The organism is Bdellovibrio sp. HCB2-146 (assembly GCF_047345725.1).
Lineage (GTDB): Bacteria > Bdellovibrionota > Bdellovibrionia > Bdellovibrionales > Bdellovibrionaceae > Bdellovibrio.
Genome location: NZ_JBLEQP010000002.1, coordinates 531,356 through 548,043, shown reverse-complemented (window position 1 = coordinate 548,043; position 16,688 = coordinate 531,356). Strand labels below are relative to the sequence as shown.

Below are 16,688 nucleotides of genomic sequence, written 5' to 3'. Positions count from 1 at the left end.
ATGTTTTCTAAATTCTTTATTGAGCGGCCCGTTTTTGCCACTGTCCTCTCCATCGTGATTATTATTGCCGGATATGCTTCGATTATGGCGTTGCCAATTGAGCAGTATCCACCCATCGTTCCGCCGCAAGTTTCGGTCACTACCAAGTATCCAGGAGCTTCTGCCGAAGTTATTTCTGAAACTGTTGCCGCACCATTAGAGCAAAAAATTAACGGTGTGGAAAATATGATCTATATGCAGTCCTATAACTCCTCAAACGGAGATATGATTCTCACGGCGACTTTTGCGATTGGAACAGATCCAGATCTCAATACTATTAACGTCAACAACCGCGTGCAAGCGGCAATCGCTACCTTGCCAGAGGAAGTTCGCCGTCAAGGTGTGACGGTGCAAAAAAAATCATCCGCTATCTTGCAAATCATCACTTTGACTTCACCGGATGGCCGTTACGATCAAACCTTTATCAGTAACTACGCCTTGATTAACGTCCTTGATGATATCAAACGTATTCCAGGCGTGGGGGATGCTAGTATCATCGGAGCTCGCGACTACTCCATCCGTATTTGGCAACGCCCCGATCGCATGGCGCAATTAGGAGTGACATCATCAGATATTATTTCTGCGATTCGGGAACAAAACAGTCAGTTCGCAGCGGGTAAAGTCGGCGCGGAACCGGTGAGTTCGCCGGTGGACTTTACTATGACAGTCACAACGCAAGGGCGTTTGGAGGACCCTAAACAGTTTGCCGATATCATTGTCAGATCTAATCCGGATGGATCGAAGCTTCGCTTAAGCGATGTTGCTCGTATCGACTTGGGCTCTCTTGACTATAATATTGAAACCAAATGGAACGGGAAAACGGCTATCGGTCTTGCTGTGTATTTGGCTCCGGGTGCCAATCAAATTCAAACGGCCACGGCTGTTATTGAGCGCATGGAGGAATTAAAAGGAAAATTCCCGACCGGTATTACGTATTCTATTCCCTATGACACAACAACTTTCGTCAAAGTGTCGATCACAGAAGTTTTGCACACTCTTTTAGAAGCGATGATTTTAGTTTTCATTGTCGTGTATTTATTTTTGCAAAACTGGCGTGCCACTTTGATTCCGTGCCTGGCTGTTCCGGTTTCGATCGTGGGAACTTTTGCCGGAATGTACGCCTTGGGATTTTCTATCAATACGTTGACTTTATTCGGTCTGGTTTTGGCAATTGGTCTGGTGGTCGATGATGCCATCGTCGTTCTGGAAAACGTCGAACGGATTATGCATGAAAAAAATCTGCCGCCGAAAGAAGCCACCATCGCTGCTATGGAAGAAGTCAGCAGTCCGGTGATTGCCATCGTCTTTGTTCTTTGTGCCGTGTTTATTCCGGTTGCTTTTGCCGGAGGACTTGCGGGGCAAATGTACAAACAATTTGCGATCACCATTGCGATCTCGGTCGCTATTTCCGGATTGGTCGCCTTAACACTGACGCCAGCTCTATGTGCCATCATGCTAAAACCAAAACATGGTGAGCCGTTTATTTTCTTCCGTTGGTTTAATACTTTCTTTGATAAGATGACTAATGGTTATTCATCAGGTGTTGGACTTTTTATTCGCAGAGGTATTTTAGGCGCCGCCATTTTAGTGGCGACCGGTATTGCAACCGTTATCCTTTTTGGCAAAGTTCCCGGCAGCTTGGTGCCTGATGAAGATCAGGGTTATGTCTTTGCCACTCCGGTTTTACAAGATGGGGCATCTTTATCGAGAACGCGTGCGGTGGGTGATCGAGTCGACGCCTTTGCTATGACTCATCCAGATGTGCGAGATACGGTGACGTTTTCTGGTTTTGATCTTTTAACAGGGACCGCCAAAACCAACATGGTCACTAGCTTTATTGTTCTGAAAGATTGGAAGGAGCGAAAAGGGGACGAGCACAGCTCCAAACATTTGGTCGCGCAGTTATTAGGGCTGAATGCCGTTATTCCAGAGGCGAAAGTGATCGCCTACAATCCGCCGCCCATCACCGGTATGAGTTCTACCGGGGGGATTGAGTTTTACATACAAAATAAAGGTGGGGAGTCGCTGAAAAAAATGGGCGAAATCACGAATCAGTTCTTAGAAAAGTTAAATAAGGACCCTATGATTGCGGCCGCTCAAACAACCTACAGTGCGAACATTCCGCAGGTGTATGCCCGTTTAGACCGTGAGCGCAGTAAAGCTTATGGTGTTCCGATTAACAGTGTCTTTGACACCATGTCAGCGACCTTTGGTGCATACTACGTCAATGACTTTAATAAATTTGGTCGTACGTTTAAAGTCGAACTGCAATCTGAACCTGATTTCCGCGCTTATCCTGGAGATATTAGCAACGTGTATGTGCGATCTAATGGAGGTGCGATGTTGCCATTGACCTCGATTATGGACGTACAAAAAATCACCGGTCCCGAGTTGGTTGAGCGTTTGAACGTATTCCCCGCGACTCGTATTATCGCAAATCCCCAAGCGGGTGTGAGCTCCGGGCAGGTGATCAAGCTTATCGAGGATTTGGCTAAAAAAGAACTTCCGTCCACCTATGACGTTTCATTCACGGGACCTGCTTATCAAGAGAAACAGACGGGCGGAACGTCGATGATGGTTTTCATTTACGGTATGATTTTCGTCTTCTTGATCTTAGCTGCACAATATGAAAAATGGTCTTTGCCGGTTTCAGTATTGCTGTCAGTGCCGTATGCGATGTTAGGAGCGATTCTGGCAAACTTCTTGCGGGGTCTTTCAAACGACGTGTATTTCCAAGTCGCTCTGGTTACGCTGATTGGTCTTTCAGCGAAAAATGCCATCTTGATTGTTGAGTTTGCGGTAGAAGAAAAAGAATCCGGAAAGTCACTCCGTGAGGCTGCGATGAGTGCCGCAAAACTTCGCTTCCGTCCGATCATCATGACATCACTGGCATTTGTGTTTGGCGCATTGCCGCTGGCCATTGCTTCAGGTGCGGGCTCGGCCAGTCGTCACTCTTTAGGCACGGGAATTATCGGGGGGATGCTTGCCAGTACCTTTATGGCTGTTTTCTTTATTCCCATGTTTTATGTGTGGGTGATTTCAGTAACGGAGAGAAAAAAGGCCACGCAATTGCCACCAGCCCAAGTCAAACCTTTGCACGGAGGAGCCACATGAATAAAGCCCTTCCACTTATAGTGCTCGCAACGGTCACAGGTTGTAAGACGGGACCTGATTATAAACGACCGGCGGTGGAATTGCCGCCAGCGGAAAAATCCACAAGCGCCACAGTCGCACAAATTCCCACAGACTGGTGGAATCTTTTTGGCGATAAACAGTTGCAAGCGTTGGTGCAAGAAGCTTTAGTAAAGAATCAAGACCTAGCCTTGGCGATGGCAAAATTGGACGAGGCACGGGCCTTAGCGGGTGTTTCGCGTGCTGACTACTATCCGACTCTTGATTTAGGAGGCCGATTTGGTGAGAGCAAAATCAGTGAAGTGGGATCGAGTGCATTTATTCCAGGAATGAATCGCACGTCCAATACGAATATTGTCGGTTTGATTGCGAACTATGAATTGGATCTATGGGGCAAAGTTCGTCGTGCCAACGAAGCATCTCGTGCACGACTTTTTGAGGCTGACTACAATCGCGTTAACGTGCAATTGCAAATCGCTTCGCTTGTGGCATTTAACTATATTCATTTGCGAGCTTTAGACTCGCAACTCCAAATTTCGCAAGAAACCTATCGTTCACGCCAGGACTCCTACGATTTGATTTCAAAAAGATTTAAAGGTGGAATGAGTTCCGAACTCGACGCACGTCAGTCGGAAGCGGAAATGCATGAGTCTCGAGGGCAGATCTCAAAATTCGAACAAGAGATCAGTGCAGCAGAAAACTCTTTGGCGGTATTATTAGGACGAACGCCGAAAGAAATATACATGACGACGGTTGCTCGAGGAAAACAACTTTCGGAATTTTTAAAGCCACCAGAACTGCCGAAAGAACTTTCCTCGCAGATCTTAGAGCGTCGCCCCGATATTATGGCGGCAGAACAAAACCTCATCGGCGCCAATGCGCAAATCGGAGTAGCGAAGTCCTATTATTTTCCTTCGATTAGTTTATTTGCAGGAATTGGTTCGGACTCTTCGGATCTCAGCAACCTGTTTAAGGGACAATCCGAAACTTGGAGCTACGGAATTAATTTAAGTATGCCGATTTTCAATGCGGGTAAAATTGGTTATCTAGTGGAAGCGACAACGGCTCGGCAACAGCAGGCCTTGGCCGCCTATCAAAAGTCCATTCAGATTGCCTTTACAGAAGTCCGAGATGCTCTGAAGGCGTATGAAAAACAAGGGGAGTTGGTTGAATCAAAAACGGCAGAGGTTACGGCTTTACAGCGAAACGTGCATCTGGCAAAACTTCGCTACAACAATGGTCAATCACCGTATCTTGAGGTGCTCGATGCAGAACGCCGCTTGTTTCAAGCTGATTTAAGTCGAGTCAATGCCGTAGAAGGACATCTGGCCGCCGTGGTCAGTTTATACAAATCCCTCGGCGGCGGTTGGACACTGAACAAATAGAAACTGATCCCGTATTGTGTGCATAACACCATCTGAAGGTGTCCGGATCAATTTAAAACCGGATACCTAGATTTAAAATCAGACGCCTTAAACTAAGTACCGTTATTGCTGTCCTAATCATTTGATGGCGCAGTTTCCAATTCACCATAAAAAATGCCCTTATTGTGGCTACAAAGACTTTTCTAAACGTGGCTACTTTTATAAAAAGAGTACTAAAACCTATATCCCGCGTTTTCATTGCAATCACTGCAATAAGAACTTTTCCACCAGAACTTTGTCGCCAGCTTTTAAACAAAAGAAAAGCTTTCTGAATAGAACCCTGTGCAAGCTTTTTGCTGGTGGAGTCAGTCTCAGAGAGGCCGCTAGAATTGTGGGATGCAACTATAAAACAGCCTACACCAGATGGGTTTGGCTCGGTACACTTGCTAAGGACGATGTCTTAAGTAGAAAACTTCGAGGTCAAGAACTTGAGTTTGATGAACTTTTATCTATTGAACATACTAAGTTAAAACCATTATCCGTCATCGTTGCGGTTAATGAGCACTATGAGATTGCCGGAGTTAAAGTGGCAAAGATTAAAGCCTTTGGACATTTATCTTCAGTTTCTCTCCAAAAATACGGACCTCGTCCTGATGAAATCAAAGCGAAACTTCCTGAGTTATTACAAGAAATCTCCTCTCGTAATCCCAATATCCAGATCATTAAGTCAGACAAAAAACTCAGCTACATAAAAGCCGTGAAAAAAGCTTTTCCCAAAGCTCAACACTTAATATTCTTAGCGGACGATAAAAAAGAAAAGACGAGAGAACAAAGATATCTCAACCACAACAAACGTAAATTCGATCCATTATTTAAAATCAATCACACCTGCGCCAAACTTCGAGATCACATTAAAAGACTTACAAGAAGAAGTTGGTGCACGACTAAAAAGTCCGAGCACTTAGAGTTAGGTCTTTATCTATATATTGCGAAGAGTAACAACTTTGCGTTTTTAAAATAGAAAATTGTATCCGAGCTATGAGGTTCAGCAAATTTGGGGGCTGGGTTTTGGAGATTTTCAAGACGTAGCGACCTCTGTTGGTGCCTGGATGGCACGAACCCACCGAAGGTGGGCAACAGCAGAGGCCGGATGCCGTGTCGCGAAGCCTTGGAAACCTCCAAAACCCAGCCACCAAACCCCGCTCGAAGCACACACTCATGGATCAGTTCCGAACAAATAAACTATTTAAGAAAGTCTGCTAACAAGCGCGTACCGACGATCACTTCGGTTTTGGTTTTATCGCCGCCAGTTTCAGGTTCCTCTGTGTAGTTGGTCACGGCTGCATGATAGCGAAAAACAGAGTCTTTATACGGAACGTATTCAATCACGCCACCAATACCGTGAAACTTATTTGTTTCACTGGCACCAATTTCACGTTTTTCTTCTGATCCTGTAAATTCTAGACGTGGAATCCAGTTTTCCCATCCTGTATAGGCAAATTTCAGGATTAAAGAAGTCAGACGGTCTTTGTCGCTGGTCGCACCTTCTTTAAACTCGGTGAGAAGATAATCAAAGGTGATTAAGATTGGTTGTGAGTTCCATTGCAGACCCGCGCCGACAAAAGTGTTCATGTCATCCTCAGAAGGACCTGCCAACTGACCGTAATTCACTCGAACAGCAAGTGCCTTATCAACGAAATTTCCCAGCCAAGTTAAGTTGTAAAGGCTGTAGTTCTGATCAAAATCTGTTCCATTGCTCGTGTGGTCAGTTTCCGCATTTGTCACGACAGCATAAAGCTTTTGTTCACCGAAACTAAAAATACCTTTAAGGCCCGTCATATAATACACATCACCTGTGGCTAAGTTTCGCCCCGCGAGTTCGCCGCCAGGCCCGGAGTGATTGTACGACTCGGAAGCCAGATAGATATCGGCTCCGCTTGTCGCCTGCTCAAAGCCTCCGATTTCGGTGTTATTCTTACCGATTGAAAGTGAAAACATATCCGAGAATTTATTTTGGATATAGGCGTATTCAACGGCTGCACCTGTGCTGTCGCGAACGGAAGGCTGAGGATTTTTATTAAAAGCAATACGAGCACGATAGACTAAGTTTTCGTTCAGCTGACCTTGATAGTCCAGTCGACCGGTTTTTATATAGAACTTCGTAAAGTTCGGTAATCCTGCATCATCGTTATAGGTCGTTGAGTTGTAATCGACGCGCGTGTCGAATAAAAGTGAACCGGCCCAGAGAGGTTCTGAAAAAACACAAAGAGCCAAAGACCAAAGAGCCATTTTTTTCATTTAACACTCCTTATCTGTGAATAGCGCAGAGGTTAAAATAAAAATGTGAGGCCTCGCAAATCCCCGCGATTCTAAGTGCTAAAAATCAGATGTCGCACGCAGCTGAAGTTTTTGCAGTCGAAGAGAATAAAGATCGCGGACAGAATCGTACTTCAGAGAGTAAGAACGTGGATAATAACCCGTTAACTTGATTTTCGGAGGTGTTTCGATGTCAGACTCGAATTGCGGTTTGGTAAGTAAAAATGAATGGGACATCATGGGTTCTACAAAAATGAATTCGCTTCGATAGTAACCATAGATAAATGTTGTCGTGAAAGCTTTGCCGTTGAGTTCGGGCGAACGAGAATCCACCCAGTGCCATCCCATATTTGAAACTCCTTCAGGTGCAGGAACGTAAAAAGGCGGGGTGTACTCTTCAAGTGGTAAACGTGTGCAAGGATCATTGTTGTTGTCACTACAACGGATTTTCTGACGAGCTTTCTCAGTTATAAAATAAAAATGAAAATCAAAGTGCGAAACACCATAAACTTCATCTGGAAAATGCCCGTGCGGGTTCCAATTCATCGTCAGATGATTATAAGGCGCTAAAATAGTTCCGGCTGGGAACGGCAGAGTGAATTCTCTATCGTGTGCTGGTAAGCCGCTCAAGGCTTTGCCGTTGAATTCCATGCCAATTGAGAGAGGCATGTTTTGATTGTCGAATTCGACAAAGGAGTAAGCAACACCAGCTCCCACACGAACTTCCGCACCTTTTGAAATGGAGTTGCCTTTAGCGCTGAGCGCGCAAAGAAAACAGATAGAAAAGAACCACAGATTAAAACGCATAAGATCCTCCCCATGAATTTATGGTGAAACTAAAATTCACAGGGACCTAGACAAGAAATAATTTTACATGATGATTAAAGCCAGTGTGGAGCTGCAGTTATTTATGCTTTTTCGCTGGAACTTGACGAGGGGCCTTGTTTGATTTTTTTGTCACTTTGCTCGGTGTGGCCTTTGCAATCTGTGGCACCACTGTTGAAGCGACTTGACGTTTGCTGACTGGAGGTGGCAGGCGATCCATCGTGATCACATATTGGGCGTCTCTTGCAGGAATAAAGCTAAAACGGCGAGACTTATAGCCGGGGCTATTCAGTTCGATTTGATAAGGGCGATTTTTTAAAAGTTTTAATGTCAGAGGAGTTGGCGTGTTTTGCATTTGTCCATTCACAAGAACTTGCGAATAGCCAGAAGACGACGAAAGTGTGACGTCAACATAGTCACTGGCAAAACTATTGCGCACCTCTGGTAAAGACAACAAAGAAGCCGCGCGAACTGGGTTCTTTGATTGCCATTGATAACCAAAGAATGAAAAGAGACCAAAACCTAAGAACAACAATACATAAATAGGCCACGACACTTGATGTTCGGGCTCTACGTCGCGAACCACCGTGACACCCCGAACTTGCACAATCGGACGCTTCGGTGGCGGTTGAGCCGGCAGCGGTTGCAACTGAGGAGGCATCACCGGAATAGGTTGAGGTTTTGCAGCTGTAGCAGCCACAGAAGTAGGCGTTGCCTTTGGCTGAATCACATTAAAGAGACGAATGCTGTTGTGAGTAAGAACGGTTTTTTCAGTTTTTTCACTGCCAGCGGCAATGCGCTCTGTCTTCAAGTCTTCGCCGACAAGAAGTTGTTTCATCTCGCGCATTGAGCGTTCGTACTTTTCAAAAAAGAGATTTTTGATATAAACAGCAAATTCCAGCGAAGAAAAATGCGGGAAATTTTTATTCAGTGTCAATTGTAGATCCTGACACAGATCTTTCGCTCGCATATAGCGTTTTGTTTTGTCGTGATGAAGCAATTTAGACAGAATCGGCTCCATCAAAAGCAAGTTTTCAGATTCAGAGAAGTTTAAAGTGTGAAAGCGGTATTCACGCACCAAGTGTTTAACTTCCGTTGTCGTGCGCCCCGCAAAGAAGCGGCGATTTGCTAAAAGCTCCCAGAAGATAATTCCTAATGAAAATAAATCAGAGCGATGATCGATAGGTTCGCGCGACGCTTGCTCAGGACTCATGTAAGCAAGCTTTCCTTTGATCGTTCCGTGTTGGGTGTTGCCAGAAATCGCAGCGGCCTTGGCAATACCAAAATCAATCACCTTCACTTCGCCTTCGTAAGTGACCATGATGTTTTGCGGACTGATATCTCGGTGGATCAGGTGCATAGGCTCACCCGTTGTTGGATCCTGGGCGTTGTATGCATACTCCAAAGCCTCCGCGACTTTTTTAATCACGTAAAGCACAAATGGAAGCGGCAGATTTTCGGATCTATCACGAAGCGTGGCAATCAATTCACGAAGCGGAATACCGTGGATATATTCCATCACCAGGAACGCTTGATTCTCGGTCTGACCAAAATCACAAACTTGCACGATGTTTTGGTGATTTAAAGAAGCGCCGACACGAATTTCATCAAGGAACATTTGGCAGAGTTCTTGGCTATCGAGAAAGTCGGGCAGAGTGCGCTTGAGCGCGACGACTTTTCCATCGTTAAATGACGACGTGGAGCGAGCCAGAAATACTTCTGCCATACCCCCTGTTGCCAGCGGCTTTAATAGCTCATAAGGACCCACGCGCTTCATACATAAACAAACGGAATGATGAGAAATCTTCTAAAGATTATTTCATAAAAAACATCTTCAAATTGTGAGGACAACGTAAATTCATTTTGGGTTGCGATTTATTTTCACTCGACATTTGGTAATTTCTCGAGCTAGTCGAAGGTCCTGTTTCACTCTGAGACGGTATAGAACGACGCGCTGGGCCTCAAAAAGTCAGAGTGAGCTTGTTAGCATCACACTATGTTGAAAGATATAAATCAATTTTTTACTCGATTGAAAATTTACCGGAACCGAGGAAAAGTTCATAGCGAACTGGATGTGCTTTTAATTTCTGCTGCTGAACAAATTCAGTTGGAAGATCAGCTGAATTGGTTGGTAAAACTGCTGCAATGGATTCGCTATCAAGGCCAAGTGGCATCGCATCCCGTGGCGCGTTTGAAGTTCTTGTTAAATGTGTTGGATCGCAATCCTGAGTGGAAGAAAAATTGCGCGCGTATTTTACGTCGGGTGGTTCATGATGTCAGTGGTCTTGAACTCTACACAGAAACAGGTCTGCCGAAAGAATTAGGCGTGTGGGGAGAAGCTGTCGACCGTATGGTTATGAAGCTTTTGCCAACGCCACCACTTGATTCTGAACTCGGATATTTATTGTGGGCTCTTTTTCCCAAAGACACAGATCCTGAATGGATCACGGCCATTGATAACGAGACTTTTGAAAAACTCATTGCACTTTTCCACTATGAAGTGAAAACAGATGAACTAGATTGGAATCGTCTGGGGCCAGATATGGAAGACGCTCTGATGTATCTAGTTATTCAAGTTCGTGCGATTGGTTTGTCGCCAGCGATTCGTCATCGCCTGGATAAACCTCACTTCCGCGATTCTGCATTTTTCTCTCTTGTACGCGGGATGGAAGAATTTCTTACAAGTTACCAAGCTGGTGAACGAGATCTCTTTTTTGAAAAGGCATCGCGCTTTCGTATGATTGTGTGGGAGTGCCGTCGCGAGTTGACTCAAGTCCATAAACACTTGGACGAATATGGTGTGAGTATCAGCTTGGTCTTCCAGATGATGCGTATCAGAGCTTATCTTCAGCGTATTGAAAGTTTACTTGAAATTTTAATCACGGAAAAATTGGACTGCAAAAAAGTCACACGATTCGTTGCCAATCTTGTCGCGGAAAATCAAGATCTGCGCAGCGTGCGTTCGATTCTTTCGCAAAATGTGTCGTTCTTGGCGCGAAAATTAGTTGAGCGAGCTGCGGAAACCGGTGAGCACTATATCACCCGCACAAAAGCGGAATACCGTCGCATGCTTCAAGCGGCGGGTGGCGGAGGAGCTTTAACAGCTCTTACTGTGTATGCGAAGTTTGCGATCCTAGCATTGGGACTTTCAAGTTTTATGGAAGGTGCGTTTGCATCCATTAACTATGCCGTGAGTTTCGTGGCGATTCATTTGCTGGGTTTCACTCTCGGAACGAAACAGCCGGCGATGACAGCTCCTGCGTTGGCCGAAAAAATGCAAAATGTCGACAGCGAAGAGGGGATGAATGATCTGGTCACCGAGATTGTGCATTTGATCCGCTCGCAAGTCGCCTCGGTCTTCGGGAACGTGATGTTCGTCGTTCCGTGTGTTCTATTAATTGATACGATTTATTCGTTGTTATTTGGTGGACATATTTTAGGTGAAGCTAAAGCCCGTTATTCTTTTCACACCGTGGATATTTTGGGGCCGTCGATTCTCTATGCGGGCTTCACGGGAATTCTTTTGTGGCTCTCAAGTTTAGCAGCGGGTTGGGGCGATAACTGGTTTGCTCTTAATTCACTTCGCAAAACGTTGGCGCGCAGTCCGACTTTGATGACGATCTTTGGTCGTCGTGGAGCTCGTCGAATTGCAATGTTCTTTGAAAAAAATATTTCAGGACTGGTCGGGAATATCTCTCTGGGTATCTTCTTGGGAATGGTTCCGGAGATTATGAAGTTCCTGGGACTGCCATTAGATGTGCGCCACGTGACATTGTCCTCGGGAACTCTGGCGGCTTCTATTCCGACTTTGGGTATTGATTTCTTATCGACACCACTTTTCTGGCGTGCAGTGGCAGGCGTGATGTTCATTGGTGTGTTCAATATTCTTGTAAGCTTTGGTATGGCGTTCTTGTTGGCTATTAAAGCCCGTAATATCGATACCTCTCAACGTCGTGCCATTCGTAAAGCACTTCGTAAAAGATTTTTCTCTAATCCTTTGAGCTTCGTTCTTCCAGTGGGATCAACGATTCGCTCCAAGTCATCACATGAAGGTGGGCATTGATGCGTCTTTCGATCGTTATTCCGGCGTACAACGAAGCTTCACGTCTTCCGGCAACTCTTGAGGTCTTAAAAAACCTAATAGACGAAAGAGCATTGCAGTGGACAATTGGTGAAGTTCTTGTCGTCAATGACGGATCGACCGATGGAACCAAAGAGTATATTGAAAAAGTCAGCAAGCAGTGGACGTTGATTCGCCCGATCAGCTTGCCACAGAATCAAGGCAAAGGCGCAGCTGTGCATCGCGGACTTCGCGAAAGTCGTGAAGAGTTTGTATTGATCGCGGACGCGGACATGGCGACTCCTTGGCCAGAGATGAATAAATTTCTGCCGGATGTTTCGCAGTATGATTTGTTGATGGGGTCGCGAGCACTTCCACAAAGTGAAATCGTCGTGCGCCAACATTGGGTGCGACAAAATATGGGGCGCACTTTTAATAAAATTCTTAAAGGTATTGTGGGACTTAAATTTCACGATACGCAGTGTGGGTTTAAATTACTCAAAATCACAAACGTCGTTCGTGGAAAAGTCATTCCGCAATTGCGTGTGAACCGTTTTGCGTGGGATGTGGAGCTGATTCTACTGATGCAAGACGAGAAACTGCAGATCAAAGAAGTGCCTGTGCGCTGGGAGCACAAAGAAGAATCTCATGTCCGACTTTTCCGCGACAGCTGGGAAATGTTTTGCACAGTTTTAAAGTTGCGATTGGGCTTATTTTAACTAGCGCCGCGTCAATTTCACTGTTGTAATTTTAAGCATCAGCTGCGGTTCGAATTCATATTAAATATAAAGAATATTAATAGTTAACCATGAATCAGTTCTAATTTTGAGCTGAGGTTCCAAAACGGAACCACGGCTTCATGACAGAAAATTTCATTTTTTCGCGGCCAAAAATAATTTTAAGTGGTTCCAAAACAGTACTTGATAAAACTTTCAAACTAAAATGAAGTGCCTTTCAGCGAGGACGTCAATTGTTGATGTCCATGGAATTTGAGGGGGAGTTAAATGAAACTCAACGTATCTGCACTCATTTTGTCTTTAGTGTTTGCATCTGCAGCTCAAGCTGAGCGCGCGATCGTAATCATGAAAGACGCTCAGTCATTCAAGGAAGTTCACCAAGCGTATAAGGCGGGGGGCTCTTATGCACTTAAAGGTTTTAAAATCGACGGTGTAAAAGAAAACGCGCTATCTAAAATTGACGCTCAAGTTGAAGACACTTTGTCGAACTTGAACACAGTTATCGTGAACGTTAAAGACGAATCTGAGATCGCTAAATTGCAAGCGAACCCAGCTGTAGCATATGTTGAAAAAGAAGTTTTCCACGAAGGTCCTCGTCCAGTTAAAGGTTTCTTGGGTTCTGCAGTTGCAGGACGCGTAAAAACATCTAAAGGCACTCCATGGGGTATCTCTGCGGTAAAAGCTCCTGAAGCTTGGATCAAATCAAATCGCGGTCAAGGCGCTCGCGTACTTGTATTGGATACAGGTATCGATGCTGAACACCAATCAATCAAAGCGAACTTTGAACAAGGTCAAGACTTCACTGGCGAAAGCAACGGCGAAGATTTCTCAGACCACGTTGGTCACGGAACTCACTGTGCGGGTACAATCGCAGGTGTTCTTGATAAAAAAGGTTTCACTGGTGTTGCTCCAAGTGCAAAAATTTTGATGGGCCGTGTGTGCTCTGATCAAGGTTGCTCGAACGTAGCGATCGCTCAAGGTATCAACTGGGGTATCACTCAAAAAGTGGATGTGATCTCGATGTCTTTGGGTGGTATGTGGTCAACTCCTGCTGAAAGAGACGCTGTTTCTAAAGCAGATGCGGCTGGTATCACAGTTGTAGCGGCTTCTGGTAACGACGGTTCATCTCGCGTTTCTTACCCAGCAGCTCTTCCAACTGTTATCGCAGTTGGTGCAGTTGATAGCACACTTAAAAAAGCAGATTTCTCTCAATACGGTCCGCAATTGGCGATCGTTGCTCCAGGTGTTGCGGTTGTTTCGACTGTTCCACGCGGCACAGGTCGTGAAGCGGGTGTGACTATTAAAGTTGGTCAAAAAGCTAACAAAGTAAATGCATCTACTTTCCAAGGTGCTCGCGAAATCTTGACTGCTGAAACAAACTCTTTGGTTCACGTAGGTCTTGGTAAAGTTGAAGACTTCGCTCAAGCAAACGTTCAAGGTAAATACGCTTTGATCGCTCGTGGCGAAATCAAATTCACAGAAAAAGTTGAAAACGCGATCAAAGCGGGTGCAGCTGGTGTGGTTATCTACAACAACGCTCCTGGTTTGATCCAAGGTGCATTGACTGACGGAAGCACAACTTTGCCAGTAGGTGTGTTCATGATCGAACAAACGATGGGTGAAGAGATCGTGAAACAATTGGCAGCGGGCGTAACTGTTTCTGCGACTTTGCAAACGGTTGCAACTGACTACGCTTCTTTCGATGGTACTTCAATGGCAACTCCGCACGTTGCGGGTGTAGCCGCTCTTGTAAAAGCAGCTAACAAGTCATTGACTGGCGCTCAAGTAAAACAAATCTTGAGATCGACTGCGACTCCTTTGAACCCTAACACTCAAAATGAGTTCGGTTCTGGTCTTGTGAATGCTGAAGCCGCTGTTGAAGCCGCTCTTGCAACTCACTAGTTTTTAACAAAACGCATTAAGTTAAAGGGCCGACTGAAAAGTCGGCCTTTTATATTTGTAGTTCTGTCATTCGAAGCGCCATAATAATTCTATGCATGGTCTTCCTTCCGCAATCGCTGATTTAGCTCTTATTCTTGGTACCGCGGGTCTTGTGACTCTTTTATTTAAGCGCCTGAACCAACCGCTGGTGTTGGGATATCTGGTCGCTGGCTTTTTAGTCGGTCCGAAAACGTCATTCTTTCCCTCCATCGTCGCAACAGAAAGTATCAATCTCTGGGCTGAAATCGGAGTGATCTTCCTGCTTTTCGCTTTAGGTCTTGAGTTTTCCTTTAAGAAATTATTCCGTGTTGGTGGTCCTTCCAGTTTCACCGCTATTATTGAAATCGGGATGATGGTGACCTTGGGATATACGACCGGGCGCTTAATGGGTTGGGACTTTATGGACAGTCTTTTCCTAGGTGGAATTTTAAGTATTTCTTCAACTTCCATCATCATCCGGACTGTGGAGGAACTCGGAATTAAAAATTTCCGTTTCGTCGGAACTGTTTTTGGGATTTTAGTTATCGAAGATCTCGTGGCCGTTCTTTTGATGGTGATTTTGACAACGGTTGCTCTCACTCGAGAATTCTCGGGTGTCGAGATGATGGGTTCAATTTTGAAGCTGGGTTTCTTCTTGGCGATTTGGTTTGTTGCAGGGATTTTCTTGCTGCCAAGTTTCTTTAAACGCAATCAAAAGGTTCTCACGGAAGAAACCGTTCTAGTTGTCGGCGTGGGACTTTGCCTTTTGATGGTGGTGTTTGCTTCTAAGGTGGGATTCTCCTCAGCTTTGGGTGCATTTATTACAGGATCTATTTTAGCTGAAACCATTGAGGGTGAGCGAATGCATCACCTGATTCAACCGATTAAAAATCTTTTCTCGGCCGTATTCTTTATTTCTGTCGGGATGTTGATTGATCCGCACATGATCGCAATTTACTGGAAAGAAGTTTTGATTCTTTCCTTGGTTGTGATGTTTGGTAAAACTCTGAGCGTGACAATTGGTTCGGTTCTTTCGGGTCAAACTTTAAAAACGTCTTTGCAATCCGGAATGGCCTTGGCGCAAATCGGAGAGTTTTCGTTTATCATTGCGACTTTGGGATTAAGTCTGAAAGTCGTGAGTGAAAAACTTTATCCTCTGGCTGTGGCGGTTTCAGTTCTGACGGCCTTTATGACACCGTATATGTTGAAATCCTCTGAAAAGGTCTACAACTGGATCGAGAAGGTCTTGCCTCAGAAATTCGTGCAAACCATTGATGGCTATAGTGTGATTTCTTTTTCAATGGCCGGAAATCGTGAGTGGCGCGATCAAGTGCGTGCGTATCTACTTAAGATTCTTTTAAATGCAGTTGTGGTGATTGCGATTTTCCTGTTAGTCGCGCGGGTGTTTTTGCCATTCCTCTTAGAAAGACAAGTTGAAGAACGTTCGGCGAAGTTCTTTGCGCTTTCTTTGACTTTGATTTTAACAGCTCCCTTTTTGTGGGCTTTGGCTTTTGGACGTACAAAAAACTTTAGCCTTTTGATGATTGAGCAGGGAAAGGGTAGCCACAATTATATCTTCTTAATTTCTCGAATCATGCTGACGGTTGGTCTTTTAGGGGCCATGGTCGCGCAATTCGTGCCTCTGGCATGGGCTCTGGGAATTACGCTCTGGATGGTCGTCGTCGTTGGTTATGTGCTCTTTAAAAATCTTAAGGACATTTACCAATGGTTTGAAAATCGTTTTCTCTCAAATCTCAATGATGAGGTTCAGAAGAAACACGCTCAAAAACACAATCGAATGTTAGCGCCATGGGATGCACATATCACGGAATTCCAAATTCCACCGGAAGCTCCTTATGTCGGAATGCCATTGTTCACTTTAAGTATCCGCGAACGTTTCGGCGTGACAATTGCTCTGATTGAACGGGGAAAAAAACGTATCACAGCACCCGGTCGCCAAGAATCCCTGATGCCGAATGATCGTGTTTATGTGATCGGAACGGATGAACAGTTAGTTCTCTTTAAAAACTTTCTTGAAGCCGATGTGATTTCGGAATTGGTTGAAGCGCCATCTGAATACAGTCTGGAACAATACATGGTCGAAGAAGGATCGGAGTTCGTAACGAGATCCATTCGTGATTGTGGCATCCGCGAAAAAACCCATGGTCTCGTCGTTGGAATCGAGCGAGAAGGCCGCCGCATCCTCAATCCCGACTCCACAGAAATCATCCGCATCGGTGATCTTTTGTGGATAGTAGGGGATCGAGAGAAGATCTTGGCGTTAGATTAAATTAC

At 45.0% G+C, this 16,688-nt stretch carries 10 protein-coding genes; 7 read left to right on the top strand and 3 right to left on the bottom strand.

Features of this window, described 5'->3' with window-relative positions:
* The 3 genes from ACLWOR_RS13550 (at position 1) to ACLWOR_RS13540 (ending at position 5,556) form a co-directional block, all read left to right on the top strand.
* On the top strand, positions 1 to 3,153 hold the full coding sequence (locus tag ACLWOR_RS13550; protein ID WP_413941289.1) for an efflux RND transporter permease subunit: 3,153 nt from the start codon (positions 1 to 3) through the stop codon (positions 3,151 to 3,153).
* Positions 3,150 to 4,556: an efflux transporter outer membrane subunit gene (locus ACLWOR_RS13545; RefSeq protein ID WP_413941288.1), complete on the top strand. Its 1,407-nt coding sequence runs from the start codon at positions 3,150 to 3,152 to the stop codon at positions 4,554 to 4,556. The genes ACLWOR_RS13550 and ACLWOR_RS13545 overlap by 4 nt, the downstream gene beginning before the upstream one ends.
* Positions 4,557 to 4,680: 124 nt before the next feature.
* Positions 4,681 to 5,556: a hypothetical protein gene (locus tag ACLWOR_RS13540; RefSeq protein WP_413941287.1), complete on the top strand. Its 876-nt coding sequence runs from the start codon at positions 4,681 to 4,683 to the stop codon at positions 5,554 to 5,556.
* A 221-nt stretch (positions 5,557 to 5,777) separates the two neighbouring features.
* Here ACLWOR_RS13540 and ACLWOR_RS13535 read toward each other — a convergent pair whose 3' ends face one another.
* From ACLWOR_RS13535 to ACLWOR_RS13525, 3 genes are all read right to left on the bottom strand, one after another.
* Entirely contained in the window at positions 5,778 to 6,833 is a 1,056-nt protein-coding gene (locus tag ACLWOR_RS13535) for a porin (RefSeq protein WP_413941286.1), read from the bottom strand.
* Between the two features lie 78 nt (positions 6,834 to 6,911).
* The gene (locus tag ACLWOR_RS13530; RefSeq protein ID WP_413941285.1) at positions 6,912 to 7,658 is read right to left on the bottom strand and encodes a DUF5602 domain-containing protein; all 747 of its coding nucleotides are present in this window, start codon (positions 7,656 to 7,658) and stop codon (positions 6,912 to 6,914) included.
* Positions 7,659 to 7,755: 97 nt separating this feature from the next.
* Positions 7,756 to 9,453, bottom strand: a complete 1,698-nt coding sequence (locus ACLWOR_RS13525) for a serine/threonine protein kinase (protein WP_413941284.1) — start codon at positions 9,451 to 9,453, stop codon at positions 7,756 to 7,758.
* Between the two features lie 219 nt (positions 9,454 to 9,672).
* Between ACLWOR_RS13525 and ACLWOR_RS13520 the strand changes: the two genes are divergently transcribed.
* The 4 genes from ACLWOR_RS13520 to ACLWOR_RS13505 all read left to right on the top strand — a co-directional run bounded on the left by ACLWOR_RS13520 (position 9,673) and on the right by ACLWOR_RS13505 (position 16,683).
* Positions 9,673 to 11,739: a site-specific recombinase gene (locus tag ACLWOR_RS13520; RefSeq protein ID WP_413941283.1), complete on the top strand. Its 2,067-nt coding sequence runs from the start codon at positions 9,673 to 9,675 to the stop codon at positions 11,737 to 11,739.
* Entirely contained in the window at positions 11,739 to 12,455 is a 717-nt protein-coding gene (locus tag ACLWOR_RS13515) for a dolichyl-phosphate beta-glucosyltransferase (RefSeq protein ID WP_413941282.1), read from the top strand. The genes ACLWOR_RS13520 and ACLWOR_RS13515 overlap by 1 nt, the downstream gene beginning before the upstream one ends.
* A 285-nt stretch (positions 12,456 to 12,740) precedes the next feature.
* A complete protein-coding gene (locus ACLWOR_RS13510) occupies positions 12,741 to 14,375 on the top strand; it encodes a S8 family serine peptidase (protein WP_413941281.1) in 1,635 nt (544 codons plus the stop codon).
* Between the two features lie 91 nt (positions 14,376 to 14,466).
* A complete protein-coding gene (locus ACLWOR_RS13505) occupies positions 14,467 to 16,683 on the top strand; it encodes a cation:proton antiporter (protein WP_413941280.1) in 2,217 nt (738 codons plus the stop codon).
* Positions 16,684 to 16,688 lie beyond the last annotated feature (5 nt).

Excerpts from the sequence above, each read along its gene's own strand:
- ACLWOR_RS13535 (WP_413941286.1), bottom strand. The coding sequence starts at position 6,833 with ATGAAAAAAATGGCTCTTTGGTCTTTGGCTCTTTGTGTTTTTTCAGAA.
- ACLWOR_RS13520 (WP_413941283.1), top strand. The coding sequence starts at position 9,673 with ATGTTGAAAGATATAAATCAATTTTTTACTCGATTGAAAATTTACCGG.
- ACLWOR_RS13510 (WP_413941281.1), top strand. The coding sequence starts at position 12,741 with ATGAAACTCAACGTATCTGCACTCATTTTGTCTTTAGTGTTTGCATCT.
- ACLWOR_RS13545 (WP_413941288.1), top strand. The coding sequence starts at position 3,150 with ATGAATAAAGCCCTTCCACTTATAGTGCTCGCAACGGTCACAGGTTGT.
- ACLWOR_RS13530 (WP_413941285.1), bottom strand. The coding sequence starts at position 7,658 with ATGCGTTTTAATCTGTGGTTCTTTTCTATCTGTTTTCTTTGCGCGCTC.
- ACLWOR_RS13505 (WP_413941280.1), top strand. The coding sequence starts at position 14,467 with ATGCATGGTCTTCCTTCCGCAATCGCTGATTTAGCTCTTATTCTTGGT.
- ACLWOR_RS13515 (WP_413941282.1), top strand. The coding sequence starts at position 11,739 with ATGCGTCTTTCGATCGTTATTCCGGCGTACAACGAAGCTTCACGTCTT.
- ACLWOR_RS13525 (WP_413941284.1), bottom strand. The coding sequence starts at position 9,453 with ATGAAGCGCGTGGGTCCTTATGAGCTATTAAAGCCGCTGGCAACAGGG.
- ACLWOR_RS13550 (WP_413941289.1), top strand. The coding sequence starts at position 1 with ATGTTTTCTAAATTCTTTATTGAGCGGCCCGTTTTTGCCACTGTCCTC.
- ACLWOR_RS13540 (WP_413941287.1), top strand. The coding sequence starts at position 4,681 with ATGGCGCAGTTTCCAATTCACCATAAAAAATGCCCTTATTGTGGCTAC.